This window comes from Streptomyces sp. NBC_01166 (assembly GCF_045039765.1).
GTDB lineage: Bacteria > Actinomycetota > Actinomycetes > Streptomycetales > Streptomycetaceae > Streptomyces.
This window is the reverse complement of record NZ_CP108613.1, coordinates 4,690,541-4,707,111: the sequence shown is the minus strand read 5'-3', so window position 1 is coordinate 4,707,111 and position 16,571 is coordinate 4,690,541. Positions and strand designations below refer to the sequence as shown.

The following is a 16,571-nucleotide window of genomic DNA, read 5'->3' as shown; positions in this document are numbered from 1 at the left end:
TCAGCCCGGTCGGCGTTCGAGGCACGGGGTCCGGGGCGGAGCCCCGGCAGGCCCGGGACTCAGCGCCGCCCACGCCTCGCGTCCCGGACCCGCCGCAGCCGGTTCACCGTCACCGGGTCCGCCTCCAGCGCCCGCCGGTCGTCAAGGAGCGCGTTGAGCAGCTGGTAGTAGCGGACCGGCGAGATGCCCAGGTCTTCACGGATCGCCCGCTCCTTCGCACCGGGGCCCGGCCAGGAGCGCCGCTCCAGGGCCAGCACCGCGCGCTCCTGGTCGGAGAGCGGGGCAGCGGAGTCCGCTTCATCAGCGGGAGGGCCGGTCATATGAACCAACCTACCTACTCGGCACTCTCCGCCTGCCGGGCCTGGGACGCGATGTCCACGAGCACGCTCTCCGGGCTGCCGCCGGGCTCGACCGCCGAGCCGATCTTCTCCTTGATGCTCTCGCTGGCCTGCGCCCACGATGTCTTGCCGAACGGGTACAGCTGCGAGTTCGGCAGCGCCGACAGGAACTCGCGCAGCTGCTTGTGCTTGCTGTCCGCCTCCATCGCGGCGGACGCGGTGCCGGTCACGGGCAGCAGGTCGTACTGGTCGGCGAAGGCGAGCACGTTCTCGTCCGTGTAGGCGAAGTCGAGGAACTTGCCGATCTCCGCCCGGTGGCCGTTCTGCTTGAAGCCCATCATCCAGTCGGCCACGCCCATCGAGCCCTTGGTCGGACCCTCGATCCCGGGCAGCGGGACCATGCCGACCTCGACGCCCTTCTTCTCGGCCTCCTGCATCAGCGTCGGGTGGCCGTTGAGCATGCCGACGTCACCCTTGGTGAACGCGTCGAAGGCCTTCGCCCGGTCGAGCTTCCCCGGGGCGACGGGGCCGGTGAGGCCCTTGCCCACGAGGTTGTTCTTCAGCCACTTGAAGGTCTCTATGTTGGCCTGGGAGTCGATGTTGTAGTTGCCGACCTCGTCCGTGTAGCCACCACCCCCGCTGAGCAGCCACATCAGGGTCTCGGCCTGGGACTCCTCCTGGCCGAGCGGCAGGGCGAAGGGGTAGGTCACACCGCGCTGCTTGAGCGCGGTGGCGTCGCTCTGGATGTCGTCCCAGGTCTGCGGTGCCCCGAGGCCCGCCTTGGCGAAGAGGCCCTTGTTGTAGAAGAGGAGCCGGGTGCTGGCCACGAACGGGAGGCCGTACAGAGTGTTGTCGACCTCACCCGCGTCGGTGAGCGAGGGCAGGAAGTTCGACCCGGTGCGGATGGCGATCATCTCGTCGGCGGCGTAGAGCTTGTCCGCCTTGGCGTAGTCGGCGTACGCGCCGATCTGCGCGATGTCGGGGGCCTCGCCGGCCTTCACCATCTCGGCGACCTTGCGGTCGACGTCCTTCCAGGAGTAGACGCTGACCTCGACCTTGATGTCGGGGTTGGCCTTCTCGAACTTCCCGGCGACGTCGTCCCAGTACTTCTGGGAGCTGTTCTCCGCACCCGTGCCGTAGTCGGCCGCGACCAGTCGCAGGGTGACGTCGCCGCCCCCGGTGTCCGAACCGCACCCGGACAACGTTGCCGTCATCCCGAATGCCGCCACCACCGCGGTCAGACCCACATAGCGCCGCTGCACAGCCTTGCCCATCCCTACATTGATCGACGCGGACACCGCCGCTCCCGACGGCGAACCCGCGATACTGCCTCACGACCGCATGGAGGTCTACACCACCCGCGTATCGATTCGGCAATCTAGCAGGACCGTTTTGTATGGGTGCTCAACAAACCACGATAGTGGACTAGACCTTTTAGGGGTCGGCGGGCGAAACTGTCTTCCGTGAGACACGTCATCGCCCTCGATGTGGGCGGCACAGGAATGAAGGCCGCTCTGGTCGGGGCCGACGGCACCCTGCTCCACGAGGCGCGCCGGGCCACCGGCAGGGACCGCGGCGCCGAAGCCGTCGTGGAGACGATCCTCGGCTTCGCCGAGGCCCTCCGCGCGTACGGCGAGGAGCATTTCGGCGAGAGTGCCGTCGCCGCCGGGGTCGCCGTGCCCGGCATAGTCGACGCGGAACGCGGGATCGCCGTCTACTCCGCCAATCTGGGCTGGCGCGACGTGCCCCTGCGCAAGCTGCTCGGCGAACGGCTCGGCGGCGTACCCGTGGCGCTCGGCCACGACGTCCGGGCCGGCGGTCTCGCCGAAGGACGGATCGGTGCCGGCCAGGGAGCGGACCGCTTCCTGTTCGTGCCGCTGGGCACCGGGATCGCCGGCGCCATAGGCATCGCGGGCACCATCGAGGCGGGCGCCCACGGTTACGCGGGCGAGATCGGCCACATCGTGGTCCGCCCGGACGGCCCGGACTGCGGCTGCGGCCAGCGCGGCTGCCTGGAGACCCTCGCCTCGGCCGCCGCCGTGTCCAGGGCCTGGGCCGCCGCGTCCGGAGACCCCGACGCGGACGCCGCGGACTGCGCGAAGGCCGTGGCGTCGGGCGACCCGGCGGCCCTGCGCGTGTGGCGGGACGCCGTCGACGCGCTGGCCGCGGGACTGGTCACCGCACTCACCCTGCTGGACCCCCGCACGCTCATCATCGGTGGCGGTCTTGCCGAGGCAGGGGAAACCTTGTTCACACCACTGCGTGCGGCTGTCGAGGAACGGGTCACGTTCCAGAAGCTGCCTCACATCGTCCCGGCGGCCCTCGGGGACACCGCCGGATGCCTGGGCGCAGGGCTGCTCGCCTGGGATCTACTCTCCACGGAGGTTTCCGCCTGATGGCCGGACGCGCAGACAGCACGGTTCTCGCAGGTGCCCGGGTGGTGCTCCCCACCGGCACCGTCGAGAACGGCCGGGTGATCGTCGAGGGCACCCGGATCGCCGGCAGCACGCGGGAGGACGCCCGGACCGTCGACCTCTCGGGCCACTGGGTGGTCCCCGGATTCGTGGACATCCACAACCACGGCGGCGGTGGCGCGTCCTTCGCCACCGGCACCGCCGAGGACGCCCTGACCGCGGTGCGGGCGCACCGCGCCCACGGCACGACGACCGTCGTCGCCTCGACCGTCACCGGCGAGATGGACTTCCTGGCCCGACAGGCCGGCATGCTCTCCGAACTGGTCGAGCAGGGCGAGCTCGCCGGAATCCACTTCGAGGGCCCCTTCATCTCCCCGTGCCGCAAGGGCGCCCACAGCGAGGGCCTCCTTCGCGACCCCGACCCGGCAGAGGTCCGCAAGCTGCTCGACGCGGCGCGCGGGAGCGCCAGGATGGTCACCCTCGCCACCGAACTCCCGGGCGGCATCGAGTCCGTACGGCTGCTCGCCGAGCACGGGGTGATCGCCGCCGTCGGCCACACGGACGCGACGTACGAGCAGACCGTCGAGGCGATCGACGCGGGCGCCACCGTCGCCACGCACCTCTTCAACGCGATGCCCGCCATCGGCCACCGCGCCCCCGGCCCGGTCGCGGCGCTCCTGGAGGACGAGCGGGTCACCGTCGAGCTGATCAACGACGGCACGCATCTGCACCCCGCCGCCCTGGAGCTGGCCTACCACCACGCGGGCGCGGCCCGGGTCGCGCTGATCACCGACGCCATGGACGCGGCCGGCGGGGGCGACGGCTTCTACGAGCTCGGGCCGCTCGCCGTCGAGGTCAAGGACGGCGTCGCACGCCTGGTGGAGGGTGGTTCGATCGCGGGCTCCACCCTCACCCTGGACACCGCCTTCCGCAGGGCCGTGACCGTCGACCGGATCCCCGTCGACGACGTCGTCCGGTCCATCTCCGCCAACCCGGCCCGGCTCCTCGGCCTGTACGACCGGATCGGCTCGCTGGACCCGGGCAAGGACGCCGACCTGGTGGTCCTGGACGCGGACTTCGCACTCAAGGGCGTCATGCGCCGGGGCGAGTGGATCGTGGAGCCCCCGGTCGTCTGACGGGCGGTTGAACACGTAACGAAGAGACGGCGGTTGTCCCGGAGGCCTGGGACGGCCGCCGCCTCTTTGGCATGATCACCAGGGACGGCGCCGCAGGGAGACGGTGCGTGGGCACGGACGACCAAGGAACCGGGGGCCGGTACAGGTGATACTGACCGTCACGCTGAACACGGCACTCGACCTGACCTACGCCGTCCCCGCACTCGTCCCGCACACCAGCCACCGCGTCGACGACGTGACCGAGCGCCCCGGCGGCAAGGGCGTCAACGTGGCCCGGGTGCTCTCCGCGCTCGGCCACGAGACCGTGGTGACCGGCTTCGCCGGCGGCGCCACCGGAGCGGTCCTGCGCGAACTCCTCGGCGCACTCCCCCACCGCCCCACCGACGCGCTCGTCACCGTCGCGGGGAACACCCGCCGCACCCTCGCCGTCGTCGACCGCTCCAGCGGTGACACCACCCAGCTCAACGAGCCGGGCCCGCTGATCGGCGCCGACGAATGGGCGGCCTTCCTCGGCACGTTCGGAGAACTCCTCCCCGGGGCCGCGGCCGTCGCCCTCTGCGGCAGCCTGCCCCCCGGCATCCACGTCGGCGCGTACGCGGAACTCGTACGGCTCGCCCGCGCGGCCGGCGTACCCGTGCTCCTGGACACCGACGGCGAGCCCCTGCGCCGCGGCATCGCCGCCCGCCCCGACCTCGTCAAGCCGAACGCCGACGAGCTCGCCCGGCTCACCGGCGCCCGCGAACCTCTGCGCGCCACCCGCGACGCCCGCCGCCGGGGCGCGCACAGCGTCGTCGCGTCGCTGGGCGCGGACGGGCTCCTCGCCGTCACCCCCGACGGTGTCTGGCGGGCCGCACCGCCGACCGCCGTACGGGGCAACCCGACCGGCGCGGGCGACTCCGCCGTGGCCGGACTGCTCTCCGCCCTCGCCGAAGGGCTCGGCTGGCAGGACCGGCTGATCCGCGCGGTGGCCCTGTCCACGGCGACCGTGCTGGCCCCGGCGGCCGGCGAGTTCGACCGCGCCGCCTACGAGGACCTGCTGACCCGCGTCGCCGTCGAACAGCACGCACCGGCGGCCTGAACAGCCCCCCAACGACCGCGTCCCGGCTCGCGCTGGGCGATGACCGGGACGACGGTGGTGCTGGTTTCCTGAGCGTTTTCCGAGCGGCTGATCAGTCCTTGACGTGACCCGACTTCAGCGACAGCTGGTCGAGGTTTGCGTCACACGAGTCGCCTTCGTTGCACGACAGCATGAGGGTGTTCGACCCCTTGTGGAGCTGCACGTACGCGTACGTGTTCGTCCAGCCCTTCTCCAGGTCGCCCTCCGCGGCGTTCGCGAAGTTCTTCATGTTGATCGAGCGCGGGTCCTCGTCGTTGACCGTCAGGGACGTCTTGGCGTCCTTGCCCGGCACCCCGTACGTCACGTACAGCGTGTACGGGCCGCTCTCCGGCACATCGACGGTCCAGGTGGCCGACCGGCCGACCTCGTTGAGGCTGATGTACTGGCCGTTCGCGCTCTTGGCGCCCTTGACCGTGCTGTCCAGGGACGCCGTGCCCCCGAGAGTCAGCGTCGCCGCGTCCTGCTTCGGCAGATCGACGGGCTCCTGCGACGGCTTCGCGGACTTCTCGGGCTTCGGGGAGTCCTCGACCTCGTCGGCCGGACCCGCCGACGACCCGGCCTCGTCCTTCTTGCCCTCGCTGTCGTCGCCCGTCATCAGCGCCGCGCCGATGCCGATGAGCACCACCGCGACCACCGCGACGGCCGCGATCAGCAGCGCCTTGGTGTTGGGGCCCCCACGGCCCGGACCGCCGTTCCCGCCGGGCACCGACCCGTGCTGCGCGGTCACCGCACCGCCGGGGTAGGTCTCCGGCGCCGCGTACTGCGGGTTCGGCTGGCCGTACTGGGGCTGCTGGCCGTACGCCTGCTGCGGCGGTACCTGCCCGTACTGGCGCTCACCGACCGTCCGCACCTGGTTGTACGACGTTCTGGGCACGCCGGGCTGCGCGGCCGGACCGGGGTAGCCGTATCCACCCTGCCCGGGCGGCTGTGCGCCCGCCGCCCGCCCGTCCTCGTACAGATAGCCGAACGGATCGTCGTCCTCGGGCTTGCTCGCGCCGTTGTTTCCGGCCGTCATCCCTGGGTCACTCCTCACCATGTCGCCAGCCGTCGCCGACCGGCCGAGCCTACCCCGAACGGAGCACGCGTCGAATTGCTCTCGGTCCCCCGGAAAACCGGGCGGTGTACGGGGACAGCCAGGGCGTGAACGTCAGCCGGCTCTGCGGTGAACCTTCGATCGGGACCGCTTTTCCACATACATCCGCTGGTCGGCGGAGTGCAGGACCTCTTCCTCGGTCATGCCGCACTCGGCCCAGCCGATACCGAAACTCGCCCCGACCCTGACTGCCCGGCCGTCCACCCGGATGGGCGGAATGATGGCGTTACGCAAGCGTACGGCCAGATCCGCGGCATCTGCGGCCCCGAGGCCGTCCGCGAGGACGACGAATTCGTCACCCCCGAGCCGCGCGACCGTGTCACCGTCCCGTACGCAGGTCGTGAGCCGCCGGGCGACCTCGATGAGAACCGCGTCACCCGCGTGATGCCCGAAGCGGTCGTTGATGGACTTGAAGCCGTCCAGGTCGCAGAAGAGCACCGCGAGCCCCTTGGTGCCGTCGTCGCGGTCCGGGTCGGGCGCCACGGTGTGCACATGGTGGTCGTAGGGGCCGACACCCGGGGCGATCTCCCCCTCGTAACCGTCCGCCCGGTAGCCGTGCACCGCGCTCTCGACATCGCCGTAGGCCGCGTCCAGCGCCTCGATCGCGCTGGAGGTGACCGAGTGAGGCCTCTCACACAGCCGCGCTCCGAGCCGGGAGCGCAGCTCGGCACTGTTGGGCAGACCGGTGAGCGCGTCGTGCGAGGCGCGGTGCGCGAGGTTCAGTTCGTTGCGCTTGCGCTCCTCGATGTCCTCGACATGGGTGAGCAGGAAACGCGGGCCGTCGGTGGTGTCGGCGACGACGGAGTTGCGCAGCGAGACCCAGAGATACGTGCCGTCCCTGCGCCCGAGCCGCAGCTCCGCCCGGCCTCCCTCGGCGGACGTGCGGAGCAGGGTCCCGATGTCCTCGGGGTGGACGAGGTCGGCGAAGGAGTAGCGGCGCAGGACCGACGCGGGGCGTCCCAGGAGCCGGCAGAGCGCGTCATTGGTGCGCAGCAGCCTGCCGTGCTGGTCGCCGCCCATCTCGGCGATGGCCATGCCGCTGGGGGCGTACTCGAATGCCTGGCGGAAGGATTCCTCGCTGGCGCGCAGCGCCTGCTGTTCGCGTTCGAGCCTGACCAGTGCGCGCTGCATGTTTGCTCGGAGACGAGCGTTACTGATCGCAATCGCCGCCTGGGAGGCGTACATCTGGAGGGCTTCACGGCCCCAGGCGCCGGGGCGGCGGCCGTTGCGCGGCCTGTCGACCGAGATGACCCCCAGGAGGTCCAGACCTCCGCCGGAGGCGTACATGGGGGCGTAGAGGCGGTCCAAGGGGTGCCACTCGTCCTCGAAGCGGGGCTCGGGCCCCTCGGTGTGCCACTGCGGTACGTCGTCGTCGAGGAGCACCCAGCCCTCGGTGTGGGGTATGAACCGGAGCTCGTCCCAGGCCTCGCCCATCGACAGCCTGCGCTCCCAGGACTCACGGGAGCCGACACGGCCGGTGATCAGGGCTTCCGCGGCGCTGTTACCGGCGAAGGCGGCGACCACGAGATCACCGTCGGGGCGGACGAGGTTCACGCAGCCCAGCTCGTAACCGAGACCGGTGACGATGCCGTCGGCCACGGACTGCAGCGTGTCCGCCAGGCTCCGCGCCGTATTGAGATCAGCGACGGCCTGGTGCAACTGCCGCATGGTCGCAAGACGGACGTACGGCTCCGACTCGGCCTCCATTGCTCGCACTCCCTGAGACCTCGACAGCAACTCCAGGTTTCATATCGACGTACTTGTTGCACTGTCACGGCCACTGAATCACAGTGAGCTGTGCACCCGGTACACAGGGTCAACAAATATTGCTCTCTGTGACTCAAGTCACAACAGATGGTAAAGGGTGTCCGAGGTACCTCCGGGGGCCTCCTTTTATTTGCCGAACGCAAATCGGCACACCTGGGGCGGTGGTCCTAGGACCCGGCTGGTCCTCTGGCCCGATGCGACGGGGCGTACCGCGGCACTAGCGTGCCCCGTGTGCTGCAGAAGACTCCCCCCGCCCCGCGCCCCGAAGCCGTCCCCCATGCTGAAGGGGTGAGCAACGACGAATTCCGCGCCGCCCTGTCCAGACTGGCCGCCGGGGTGGTGCTTGTCACCGCCCAGGAGCCGCCGCTGGACGAGGACGGCCGGGGCGAGGACGTCGGGATGACGGCGACGGCCTTCATGTCGGTCTCCCTGGACCCGCCGCTGGTCGTGGTGAGCCTGCGCAACGACTCACGGATGGACGATCTGCTGGCCGAGCAGCCGCAGTGGGCGGTGTCGGTGCTCGCGGAGAACCAGCGGAGCATCGCGGGGCGGTTCGCCATGAAGGGACGGATCAGCGACCGGCTGCTGTTCGCGGACGTCCCCTGCATACGGGGCGAGGTCACGGGGGCGTTCCTGGTGGAGGGGGCACTGGCCACCCTTGAGTGCCGCACGGAGCAGCGCGTCCTGGCCGGGGATCACACGCTGGTGATCGGCAGGGTGCTGACGGCTTCGCTGCCGAGCGCGGACGGAGAGCCGCTGACGTACTTCAAGGGCCGCTACCGGCAGCTGGGCTGACCGGCGCGCCCGCGGATCTTCGCGGGGGCCGTCACCAGTCGCGGCCGGAGCGCCCGCGCTTCGTGTCGCCCCGCTGCTTCTTCTCGCGCAGCCTGCGCTCGTTGATGCCACGCGGAATCTTCTTCTTGAGGCGCGGCTTGGGCGGCGGGGCCGTGGCCTCCGCCAGGAGCGCCGCGAGCCGCACGGCGGCCGTCTCACGGTTGCGCCACTGGGAGCGGTGCTCCGAGGAGCGCACGGACACGACACCGCCGACCAGCCGGCTCGCCAGCCGTTCGAGGGCCCGGGCCTTCCACACCTCGGGCAGGGCCTCGGTCGCCGCGAGGTCGAAGCGGAGCTCCACCTGGGAGTCGCTCGTGTTGACGTGCTGCCCGCCGGGCCCGGAGGACCGCGAGAAACGCCACATGAGTTCGGCCTCCGGCAGGGAGACCGAACCGCGGATGACATAGGGCCCGGACATGACACCCATGTTCCCTGGCCCACGACCGGTTCGTCACCTTGTTTTGCGAGCGTTCGGCCAGAAGTTCGGCAAAGAAAGTAAAGGGAACAGGAACCTCGTGGTCTCTTGTCTGCGTTAGGACGGGTGACGGTAGCTTTCGTGATGGCACGAAGCCCGCACATGACGAGGAAAGGGACTTCCCATGGCTGTAAGCCTGTCCAAGGGCGGCAACGTCTCGCTCACCAAGGAGGCCCCGGGCCTGACCGCCGTCACGGTCGGCCTCGGCTGGGACGTCCGCACCACCACCGGCACCGACTTCGACCTCGACGCCTCGGCGATCGCGGTCAACACCGCCGGCAAGGTCTTCTCCGACGGCCACTTCGTCTTCTTCAACAACAAGGCGACGCCGGACCAGACCATCGTCCACACCGGTGACAACGTCACGGGTCAGGGCGAGGGCGACGACGAGCAGATCAACGTGAACCTCGCGGGCCTCCCGGCGGACATCGACAAGATCGTCTTCCCGGTCTCCATCTACGACGCCGAGGCTCGCAGCCAGAACTTCGGCCAGGTGCGGAACGCCTTCATCCGCATCATCAACCAGGCCGGCGGCACCGAGATCGCCCGCTACGACCTGAGCGAGGACGCCGCCACCGAGACCGCCATGGTCTTCGGCGAGCTCTACCGCAACGGCGCCGAGTGGAAGTTCCGCGCCGTGGGCCAGGGCTACGCCTCGGGCCTGCGCGGCATCGCCCAGGACTTCGGCGTCAACCTCTGACGTAGACGACTTCCCCACGGGAGCCCCCGCCCGACTCAGGTCGGCCGGGGGCTCCCGTGCGTTCGCTTCATATAGCGGACACGAACGCGCGCCAGTCGGACAAGAACTGGTCAAAAACTTGTGAGGTAATTGTCGGCGCCCCGTCAAAACTGTTCATTCGGTGGCACGCTCTCCGCTCGTAACCCCCACAGGAACGAGCAACGGAGAAGGCATGACCCCCCACATGAACACCCGTCGCGCCGCCGCCCTGGCCGCAGTTGCCGCGATGGTCGTCGTCGGCGTCCAGACGGGAACGGCAACGGCCGGTTCCCGCACAGCTGATGACACCGCCTCACCTGCCGGCGCCACCGCCCTCGGCGTGAACACGGCCGACCACCGTGCCACCGCCCTCCGTGCCGCCCAGGCGGACGCCTCGTCTGCCGCCGAGACCCTCGGACTCGGCAGCCAGGAGAAACTGATCGTCCGTGACGTGATCAAGGACGCCCACGGCACCGTCCACACCCGCTACGAGCGCACCTACGCCGGGCTGCCGGTCCTCGGCGGTGACCTCGTCACCCACACCGCCGCCGACGGCACCTCCAAGGGCGTCGACAAGGCCACCGAGGCCCGCATCACCGTGCCCTCGACCCAGCCGAAGCTGAAGGCCGCGGCCGACGCGCGCACGGTCGTCTGGGCGGGCGGCGGCAAGCCCGCCCTCGCCTTCGAGACCGTCAAGAACGGTGTCCAGAAGGACGGCACCCCGAGCCGGCTCCACGTCATCACCGACGCCACGACCGGCAAGCGCCTGCACAGCTACGAGGCCGTCGAGACCGGCACCGGGAACAGCCAGTACAGCGGGAAGGTCACGCTCTCGACCACCCAGGGCGGTTCGGGCTTCGAGCTGACCGACGGCGACCGGGGTGGGCACAAGACGTACGACCTCAACCAGGGCCAGACCGGCACCGGCGACCTCGTCACCGACGCCGACGACACCTGGGGTGACGGCACCGGGAACGACCGCCAGACCGCGGCGGTCGACGCCCACTACGGAGCCGCCACGACCTGGGACTTCTACAAGTCCGAGCTCGGACGTGACGGCATAGCCGGCGACGGCCGCGCCGCTTACTCCCGCGTCCACTTCAGCACCGGCTACGTCAACGCCTTCTGGGACGACAGCTGCTTCTGCATGACCTACGGCGACGGGGCCGACGACAAGAGCGCGCTCACCGCGATCGACGTCGCGGGCCACGAGATGAGCCACGGCCTGACCTCGGCCACCGCCAACCTCGACTACGCGGGCGAGTCCGGTGGCCTCAACGAGGCGACCAGCGACATACTCGGCACCTCCGTGGAGTTCTTCGCCGACAACGCCACCGACCCCGGTGACTACCTCATCGGCGAGAAGATCGACATCAACGGCGACGGGACACCCCTGCGCTACATGGACAAGCCGAGCAAGGACGGGGGCTCGGCGGACTACTGGGACTCCGGCGTCGGCGACCTCGACGTGCACTACTCCTCCGGTGTCGCCAACCACTTCTTCTACCTGCTGGCCGAGGGCAGCGGCGCCAAGACCATCGACGGTGTCGACTACGACTCCCCGACCGCCGACGGCTCCACGGTCACGGGCATCGGCCGCCAGAAGGCCTACCAGATCTGGTACAAGGCGCTCTCCGTCTACATGACGTCGAGCACCGACTACGCGGGAGCCCGCGACGCGACGGAGAAGGCGGCCACCGACCTGTTCGGGGCCGACAGCGCCGAACTGACGGCCGTCCAGGCCGCCTGGACCGGCGTCAACGTCAAGTAACCGAAGAAACACCGGGAGCCGGTCAGCCTCTGGCCGGCCGGCTCCCGCCGTCGAGCCGGAGTCCCTCACCGCGGCGTTCAAAAACTTGTATGTTGATATACAACTTGTGAACGGCAGTGATCTTCAAGCGCGCCAGGCGGGCGGGGGCTGGGATTCAATGGCATGGGACGAGTGGGAACAGATCAAACCACTCAGCATGAGGACCCATCGACCGGTATGCGGTTGAACCAGCTGCCGGCCGACCAAGGGGGTCCCCCTGTGTACGGCCCCTTCGCCCCCTCTTTCGCGTCCTCTCCTGCCAAGAAGAAGGCCGCGGCCGAAGCCATCGACGAGCACATCCTCACCGACACGCGTAAAGCGGGTAAGTGGGCGGACGAGGCCAACAGCGCGGCGGCCAAGGCATTCGGCCCAAGGACGGCGACGGCTGGGACACGGCGGCTGCCCTGAAGAAGGCCGACAAGGACTGGGACAGCTCGGTCCGGGTGCTCTGTAACCGGCTCTCCTCCGAGAGCGCCGCCCTGCGTGACGGGAGCACGTGGCGACGCCGCGACCTACCTCGGACGGGATTGAGTACAAGTGAGTACGGAAACATCCGGCAGGCGCCGCCGGGCTTGGCTGGTCACGGCCGGCGTCTGCGCGCTGGCCGTGGTGGCCGGCGTGACGGTGGTGACCAACACCAATGTCCTGGGGCCTCGTGACCTGTGCGGCGGGTGGTTCAGCGGCGAGGACGCCGGGAAGAGCCTTGACGGCTTCGGCCGGGTGACCGGCAGCACCGACAGCCTCGGAGGCTGCACGGTGGAACAGTCCGGCTGGCTGCCGGGCACCACGGACGCGAAAATCCGGCTGTCGGCCACCTCTGTCACCCCCGCCCACCCCTTCGGCCGGTCCGAGTGGAAGGCCTCGGGTGCACAGAACATCCTGCCGGGCGAGCTGCCCGGCGCCTTCGACACGTACGGCAACGGCTGGGTGGCCCTGCCGTCCGACTGCGGCCCGATCGGCGCCGCATGGGCCAAGGGCGACCACACGGTCCTGAGCGTCGTCACCGAGCGGGGGGACGCCGACCCGGCGGAACTCGCCCGGCTGACCCGGGCCACAGCCCGTAAGCTCGCCGCCGATCACGACTGCGCGCCTGCCGACTCGGCTGCGGGGAACGCCTCGGCGGACCTCATCCAGACGTCCGCTCCCGCCAAGAGCGACCCTGCCACGGTGTGCGGACTGGACGGCTTCGCCCTCGGCGCGGAGGCTCCGGCGGACAGTCCTCTGCGGGAACAGACCTCGGGCTCCCGCGACGACGCCTGGTTCTGCGACCTCTCCCTGCACCAGCCCGCCACCGGGCTGCCCCGGGACGACGACCGCGAGCCGTTCGCCCGGCTCGCGGTCATCCGTAACCCCGCGCTGTTGCCCGCGGCGAAGGAGCGGCACTTCGACCATGCCGTATGCGGTGGCAAGGAGACCTACTTCGCGACGGACATCGGTTACGTGCACTCCCCGGACACCCCGGAGGAGAAGGCAGCGGCGACCCTGGTCAAGGCATCCGACGTGCAGAACCGCTTCACCGCCGCCGCCCGCAAAGCACTCGCCTGCGACTGACCGGACGGCTGCCGCGCTCGCCGGGCCGGCCGTCAGCGGCCGAGCGCGGCGACGCCCGCCGCGGCGAACTTCTCGTCCAGGTCACCGCTGGGGGCCCCCGCGACGCCGACGCCCGCCACCGGAGCGCCCTTGGCCTGCACGGGTGAGCCGCCCGCCAGGAAGAGGGTGCCGGGGATGTCCTTCAGGTTCGGGGCCTGCTCCAGGCGCTTGACCAGCTCGGAGGTGGGCGCGTTCCAGGAGACGGCGGTGTACGCCTTCTTCACGGCCGACTCGGGGGACTGCGGGCCCGCACCGTCGCCGCGCAGGGTGACGAGGGTGTTGCCGTTACGGTCGACGACGGCCACCGAGATCCGCTGGTTCTCCTTCTTCGCGGCGTCCAGAGCGGCCTGCGCGGCCTTGGTGGCGGCGGCGACCGTCAGGTGCGTGGACTGCTGGAGATTCCGGTCGGAGGCGTCGGCCTTCACGGCGGCGGCGGGCGCGGCGGCCGGGGTGGACGCGTTCGCGGACATCGCGCCGAAGGTTCCGGCGCCCAGGGCGGCTGCGGCGACGGCACCGGTCAGGACTCGGGTGCGCAGCGACATCTTCTTCATGGTGGTCTCCTCGGGTGTTCTCGGCTCTGTCTCGAACCGTCCGGCTTCCTGCTTCGATCCTCCGGCCGGATCCGGGCCCCCACGGTCGGCGTACCGGCTGGAAGCCGCACCCGGGTCGGCTGACCGCCCCGTCAGCCGATCGGTTGATGCGGAGGTGGCCCCGCGGGGTGACCATGGGGTGTCCGCGCAGGTCAGCAGCGCGGTGCTGAGGCAGCACAGGTCACGGTCGAGGGAGCGCGGGGTACGAGGTGCGGCGGAACGGAACCGGCCCGGACACGGAGCGGGCGGCAGCGCCGGACGCGGCGGGGGACCCGGACGCCCGGTGGATGGCCCTCCTCATGCACGCCGCGTTCTTCCTGCTGCTCGGCGCCTCCCTCGCGCGCTTCCTGATGCGCCACCCCGGCGAGACCCGTACCCCCTGGATCATCGCCCTGTCGGCCGTGCTCGCCGTGCTGTACCTCGTCGGGCCGGTGCTCGGCTCCCGCCCCACCCCCCGACGGCTGACCTGGCTCGGTGTCCTCGTCGTGGTGTGGATGGTCCTGGTCGTCCTCGCGCCGAGCTTCGCGTGGTGCGCCGTCCCGCTCTTCTACACGGGCCTGCGCATCCTGCCGCCGCGCGCCGCCCTGGCACTCGTCGCCCTGCTCACCGTCTTCGTGGTCGCCGCACAGCTGAGGCTCGCCACGGGCTTCGACCCGAATCTCGTCCTGGCCCCGCCCGCGGTCGCCGCCGTCGCCACCGCCGTCTTCGTCCACATGCGGCGCCAGGCCGTACGCCAGCGGGATCTGGCCGCACGTCAGCGCGAACTCATCGACGACCTGCTGCGCACCCGCAGGGAACTGGCCGCGACCGAACGCCGGGAAGGCACCCTCGCCGAACGCCAGCGGCTGTCCATGGAGATCCACGACACCCTGGCGCAGGGCCTCTCCAGCCAGCAGATGCTGCTCCAGGCCGCCGACCGCTCCTGGGACACCGACCCGGCCGCCGCCCGCCGCCACGTACTGACGGCGACCGGCATCGCCGAGCGCAACCTCGCCGAGGCCCGCCGCTTCGTGCACGACCTCGCCCCGGCCGACCTCGCGGAGGGCGGCGGGCTGGAGGCGGCGCTGCACGCGCTCGCCGCACGGGAGACCGCCCAGGCCGGAGGCCGCCTCACCGTCCGCTGCCATGTGGAGGGCGTGCCGGCCGCCGCTCTGCCCGACCGGGTGCAGTCCGCGCTGCTGCGGATCGCGCAGGGCGCCCTCGCGAACATCACCGAGCACGCCGGGGCCACCGTCGCCGCGCTGACCCTGACCCACCTCGGTGACCGGGTCGCCCTCGACATCGCCGACAACGGCCGGGGTTTCAGTCCAGGCCGGACGGCACCCCGCCCGCCCGAAGGCGTACGCGGCCACGGGCTGCCGGCGATGCGGGCCCGGGTCCAGCAGCTCGGCGGCACCCTGACCATCGAATCGGCACCCGGCGAGGGCACGGTCCTGTCCGCCGCCGTGCCTCTGCCCCAGACCACCCCACCGCCCCCGGAGGAACGCGCATGACCCCGCCCGTGAGGCCCGTACGGATCCTGCTCTGCGACGACCACGCCGTCGTACGGGCGGGGCTGCTCGCCCTCCTCGGCGGCGAACCCGACATCGAGGTCGTGGGCGAGGCGGGCAGCGGCGAGGAGGCCGTCGCCCTGGCCCACCGGCTCGGCCCCGACGTCGTCCTCATGGACCTCCAACTGGGCCCCGGGATCGACGGCGTCGAAGCCACCCGCCGCATCGCCGCCGGAACCGGCACCGGAGCCGCCAACGTCCTCGTCCTCACGACGTACGACACCGACGCCGACATCACCCGCGCCATCGAGGCGGGGGCCACCGGCTACCTGCTGAAGGCCGAACGCCCGGAAGAACTCTTCGCCGCGATCCGCGCCGCCGCCCAGGGCCGCACCACACTCTCCGCGCCGGTCGCCAGCCGTGTCATGGCCCGGATGCGCAGCCCCCGTCCCACCCTCACGGAACGCGAACTCGACATCCTGGGCCAGCTGTCGCAGGGCCTCGGCAACCGTGACATCGCGCGGGCCCTCTTCATCAGCGAGGCCACCGTCAAGACCCACCTGGGCCGGATCTACGAGAAGCTCGGCGTGGACACCCGGGCGGGAGCCGTCGCGGTCGCCAAGGAACAGAGGCTGCTGCCGTAAGCCCCCGTCGGCGGGCGGCGCGGGGCGCTCGCGCGGCATGACACCATCGAACCGTGCTCGACATCGGCTACTCCCTCTCCCGGCGCTTCCCGGACCCCCCGCAGACCGACTACCGCCGCGCGGACGTCCACGCCCTGCGGCACGACCTGTTCTCCGGGGACGTCTACCTCGCCGACACCAAGGCCGACCGCGAGGTGTCCACAGCCTGGGGATGGGTCCCCGTGCTCGACTTCGCCTGGGCACTCTGCGACATCGTCGAGCAGATCGACCGCGACCCCCGGGGCAACCGTTCGCACCGCCAGCAGTACGCCGAACTCGACTTCACCGAATCGTCCGACCGCATGCTCTTCGAGCGCCGCTTCGGCTGGGTTGACGTCGAGGCCGACTGGATGCCCGGCGACGAACCCCCGCTCACCTTCAGCCACTCCCTGCTGCGCCGCGAGGCCCGCGACTTCCTGCACGACCTCATCGCCGACCTGGCCGACATGCACGAAGGCCTCGCCGACAACCCCGTCGTCTGGGACCTCCAGGCCCGCTTCCCCCGCCTCTGAGCGG

At 70.8% G+C, this 16,571-nt stretch carries 17 protein-coding genes; 11 read left to right on the top strand and 6 right to left on the bottom strand.

The genetic code is table 11. From position 1 onward, the window contains the following. Positions 1–59: 59 nt before the first annotated feature. The gene (locus tag OG379_RS21675; protein ID WP_393757405.1) at positions 60–320 is read right to left on the bottom strand and encodes a DUF3263 domain-containing protein; all 261 of its coding nucleotides are present in this window, start codon (positions 318–320) and stop codon (positions 60–62) included. 14 nt (positions 321–334) lie between these two features. Next, positions 335–1,612: an ABC transporter substrate-binding protein gene (locus tag OG379_RS21670; RefSeq protein ID WP_405664783.1), complete on the bottom strand. Its 1,278-nt coding sequence runs from the start codon at positions 1,610–1,612 to the stop codon at positions 335–337. 228 nt (positions 1,613–1,840) lie between these two features. On the opposite strand from OG379_RS21670, the gene OG379_RS21665 reads away from it, so the two are divergent. The 3 genes from OG379_RS21665 to OG379_RS21655 all read left to right on the top strand — a co-directional run bounded on the left by OG379_RS21665 (position 1,841) and on the right by OG379_RS21655 (position 4,966). Next, positions 1,841–2,734 carry an ROK family protein gene (locus OG379_RS21665; protein WP_405668605.1) on the top strand — a complete coding sequence of 298 codons (894 nt, stop codon included), beginning with the start codon at positions 1,841–1,843 and terminating at the stop codon, positions 2,732–2,734. Beyond that, positions 2,734–3,888, top strand: a complete 1,155-nt coding sequence (gene nagA / locus OG379_RS21660) for an N-acetylglucosamine-6-phosphate deacetylase (protein ID WP_405664782.1) — start codon at positions 2,734–2,736, stop codon at positions 3,886–3,888. The genes OG379_RS21665 and nagA overlap by 1 nt, the downstream gene beginning before the upstream one ends. Before the next feature lie 145 nt (positions 3,889–4,033). Then, entirely contained in the window at positions 4,034–4,966 is a 933-nt protein-coding gene (locus OG379_RS21655; protein WP_405664781.1) for a 1-phosphofructokinase family hexose kinase, read from the top strand. 91 nt (positions 4,967–5,057) lie between these two features. On the opposite strand, the gene OG379_RS21650 is transcribed toward OG379_RS21655, so the two are convergent. Continuing rightward, on the bottom strand, positions 5,058–6,020 hold the full coding sequence (locus OG379_RS21650; RefSeq protein WP_405664780.1) for a carbohydrate-binding protein: 963 nt from the start codon (positions 6,018–6,020) through the stop codon (positions 5,058–5,060). A 132-nt stretch (positions 6,021–6,152) separates the two neighbouring features. Continuing rightward, positions 6,153–7,805: a diguanylate cyclase CdgB gene (gene cdgB / locus OG379_RS21645; RefSeq protein WP_393757395.1), complete on the bottom strand. Its 1,653-nt coding sequence runs from the start codon at positions 7,803–7,805 to the stop codon at positions 6,153–6,155. A 348-nt stretch (positions 7,806–8,153) separates the two neighbouring features. Between cdgB and OG379_RS21640 the strand changes: the two genes are divergently transcribed. Then, complete coding sequence (locus OG379_RS21640; protein WP_393757393.1) at positions 8,154–8,660, top strand: flavin reductase family protein; 507 nt, start codon at positions 8,154–8,156, stop codon at positions 8,658–8,660. A gap of 31 nt (positions 8,661–8,691) precedes the next feature. On the opposite strand, the gene arfB is transcribed toward OG379_RS21640, so the two are convergent. Continuing rightward, positions 8,692–9,126 carry an alternative ribosome rescue aminoacyl-tRNA hydrolase ArfB gene (gene arfB, locus OG379_RS21635; RefSeq protein ID WP_187355791.1) on the bottom strand — a complete coding sequence of 145 codons (435 nt, stop codon included), beginning with the start codon at positions 9,124–9,126 and terminating at the stop codon, positions 8,692–8,694. Between the two features lie 172 nt (positions 9,127–9,298). Here arfB and OG379_RS21630 point away from each other — a divergent pair, with 172 nt between their 5' ends. From OG379_RS21630 to OG379_RS21615, 4 genes are all read left to right on the top strand, one after another. After that, positions 9,299–9,874 carry a TerD family protein gene (locus OG379_RS21630; protein ID WP_104787851.1) on the top strand — a complete coding sequence of 192 codons (576 nt, stop codon included), beginning with the start codon at positions 9,299–9,301 and terminating at the stop codon, positions 9,872–9,874. A gap of 211 nt (positions 9,875–10,085) precedes the next feature. After that, positions 10,086–11,663 carry a M4 family metallopeptidase gene (locus tag OG379_RS21625; protein WP_405664779.1) on the top strand — a complete coding sequence of 526 codons (1,578 nt, stop codon included), beginning with the start codon at positions 10,086–10,088 and terminating at the stop codon, positions 11,661–11,663. A gap of 216 nt (positions 11,664–11,879) precedes the next feature. Next, positions 11,880–12,110 carry a hypothetical protein gene (locus tag OG379_RS21620; protein ID WP_405664778.1) on the top strand — a complete coding sequence of 77 codons (231 nt, stop codon included), beginning with the start codon at positions 11,880–11,882 and terminating at the stop codon, positions 12,108–12,110. A 129-nt stretch (positions 12,111–12,239) separates the two neighbouring features. Beyond that, complete coding sequence (locus OG379_RS21615) at positions 12,240–13,253, top strand: hypothetical protein (protein WP_405664777.1); 1,014 nt, start codon at positions 12,240–12,242, stop codon at positions 13,251–13,253. Between the two features lie 32 nt (positions 13,254–13,285). On the opposite strand, the gene OG379_RS21610 is transcribed toward OG379_RS21615, so the two are convergent. Continuing rightward, on the bottom strand, positions 13,286–13,843 hold the full coding sequence (locus tag OG379_RS21610; protein WP_405664776.1) for a heme-binding protein: 558 nt from the start codon (positions 13,841–13,843) through the stop codon (positions 13,286–13,288). A gap of 248 nt (positions 13,844–14,091) precedes the next feature. Here OG379_RS21610 and OG379_RS21605 point away from each other — a divergent pair, with 248 nt between their 5' ends. From OG379_RS21605 to OG379_RS21595, 3 genes are read left to right on the top strand one after another with little or no spacing between them, the layout of a single operon-like run. Then, positions 14,092–15,375 carry a sensor histidine kinase gene (locus OG379_RS21605; RefSeq protein WP_405664775.1) on the top strand — a complete coding sequence of 428 codons (1,284 nt, stop codon included), beginning with the start codon at positions 14,092–14,094 and terminating at the stop codon, positions 15,373–15,375. Beyond that, complete coding sequence (locus tag OG379_RS21600) at positions 15,372–16,016, top strand: response regulator (RefSeq protein WP_405664774.1); 645 nt, start codon at positions 15,372–15,374, stop codon at positions 16,014–16,016. Before OG379_RS21605 ends, OG379_RS21600 begins: the two co-directional genes overlap by 4 nt. Before the next feature lie 53 nt (positions 16,017–16,069). After that, positions 16,070–16,567: a hypothetical protein gene (locus OG379_RS21595; protein ID WP_033297163.1), complete on the top strand. Its 498-nt coding sequence runs from the start codon at positions 16,070–16,072 to the stop codon at positions 16,565–16,567. The last annotated feature ends 4 nt before the right edge of the window (positions 16,568–16,571 follow it).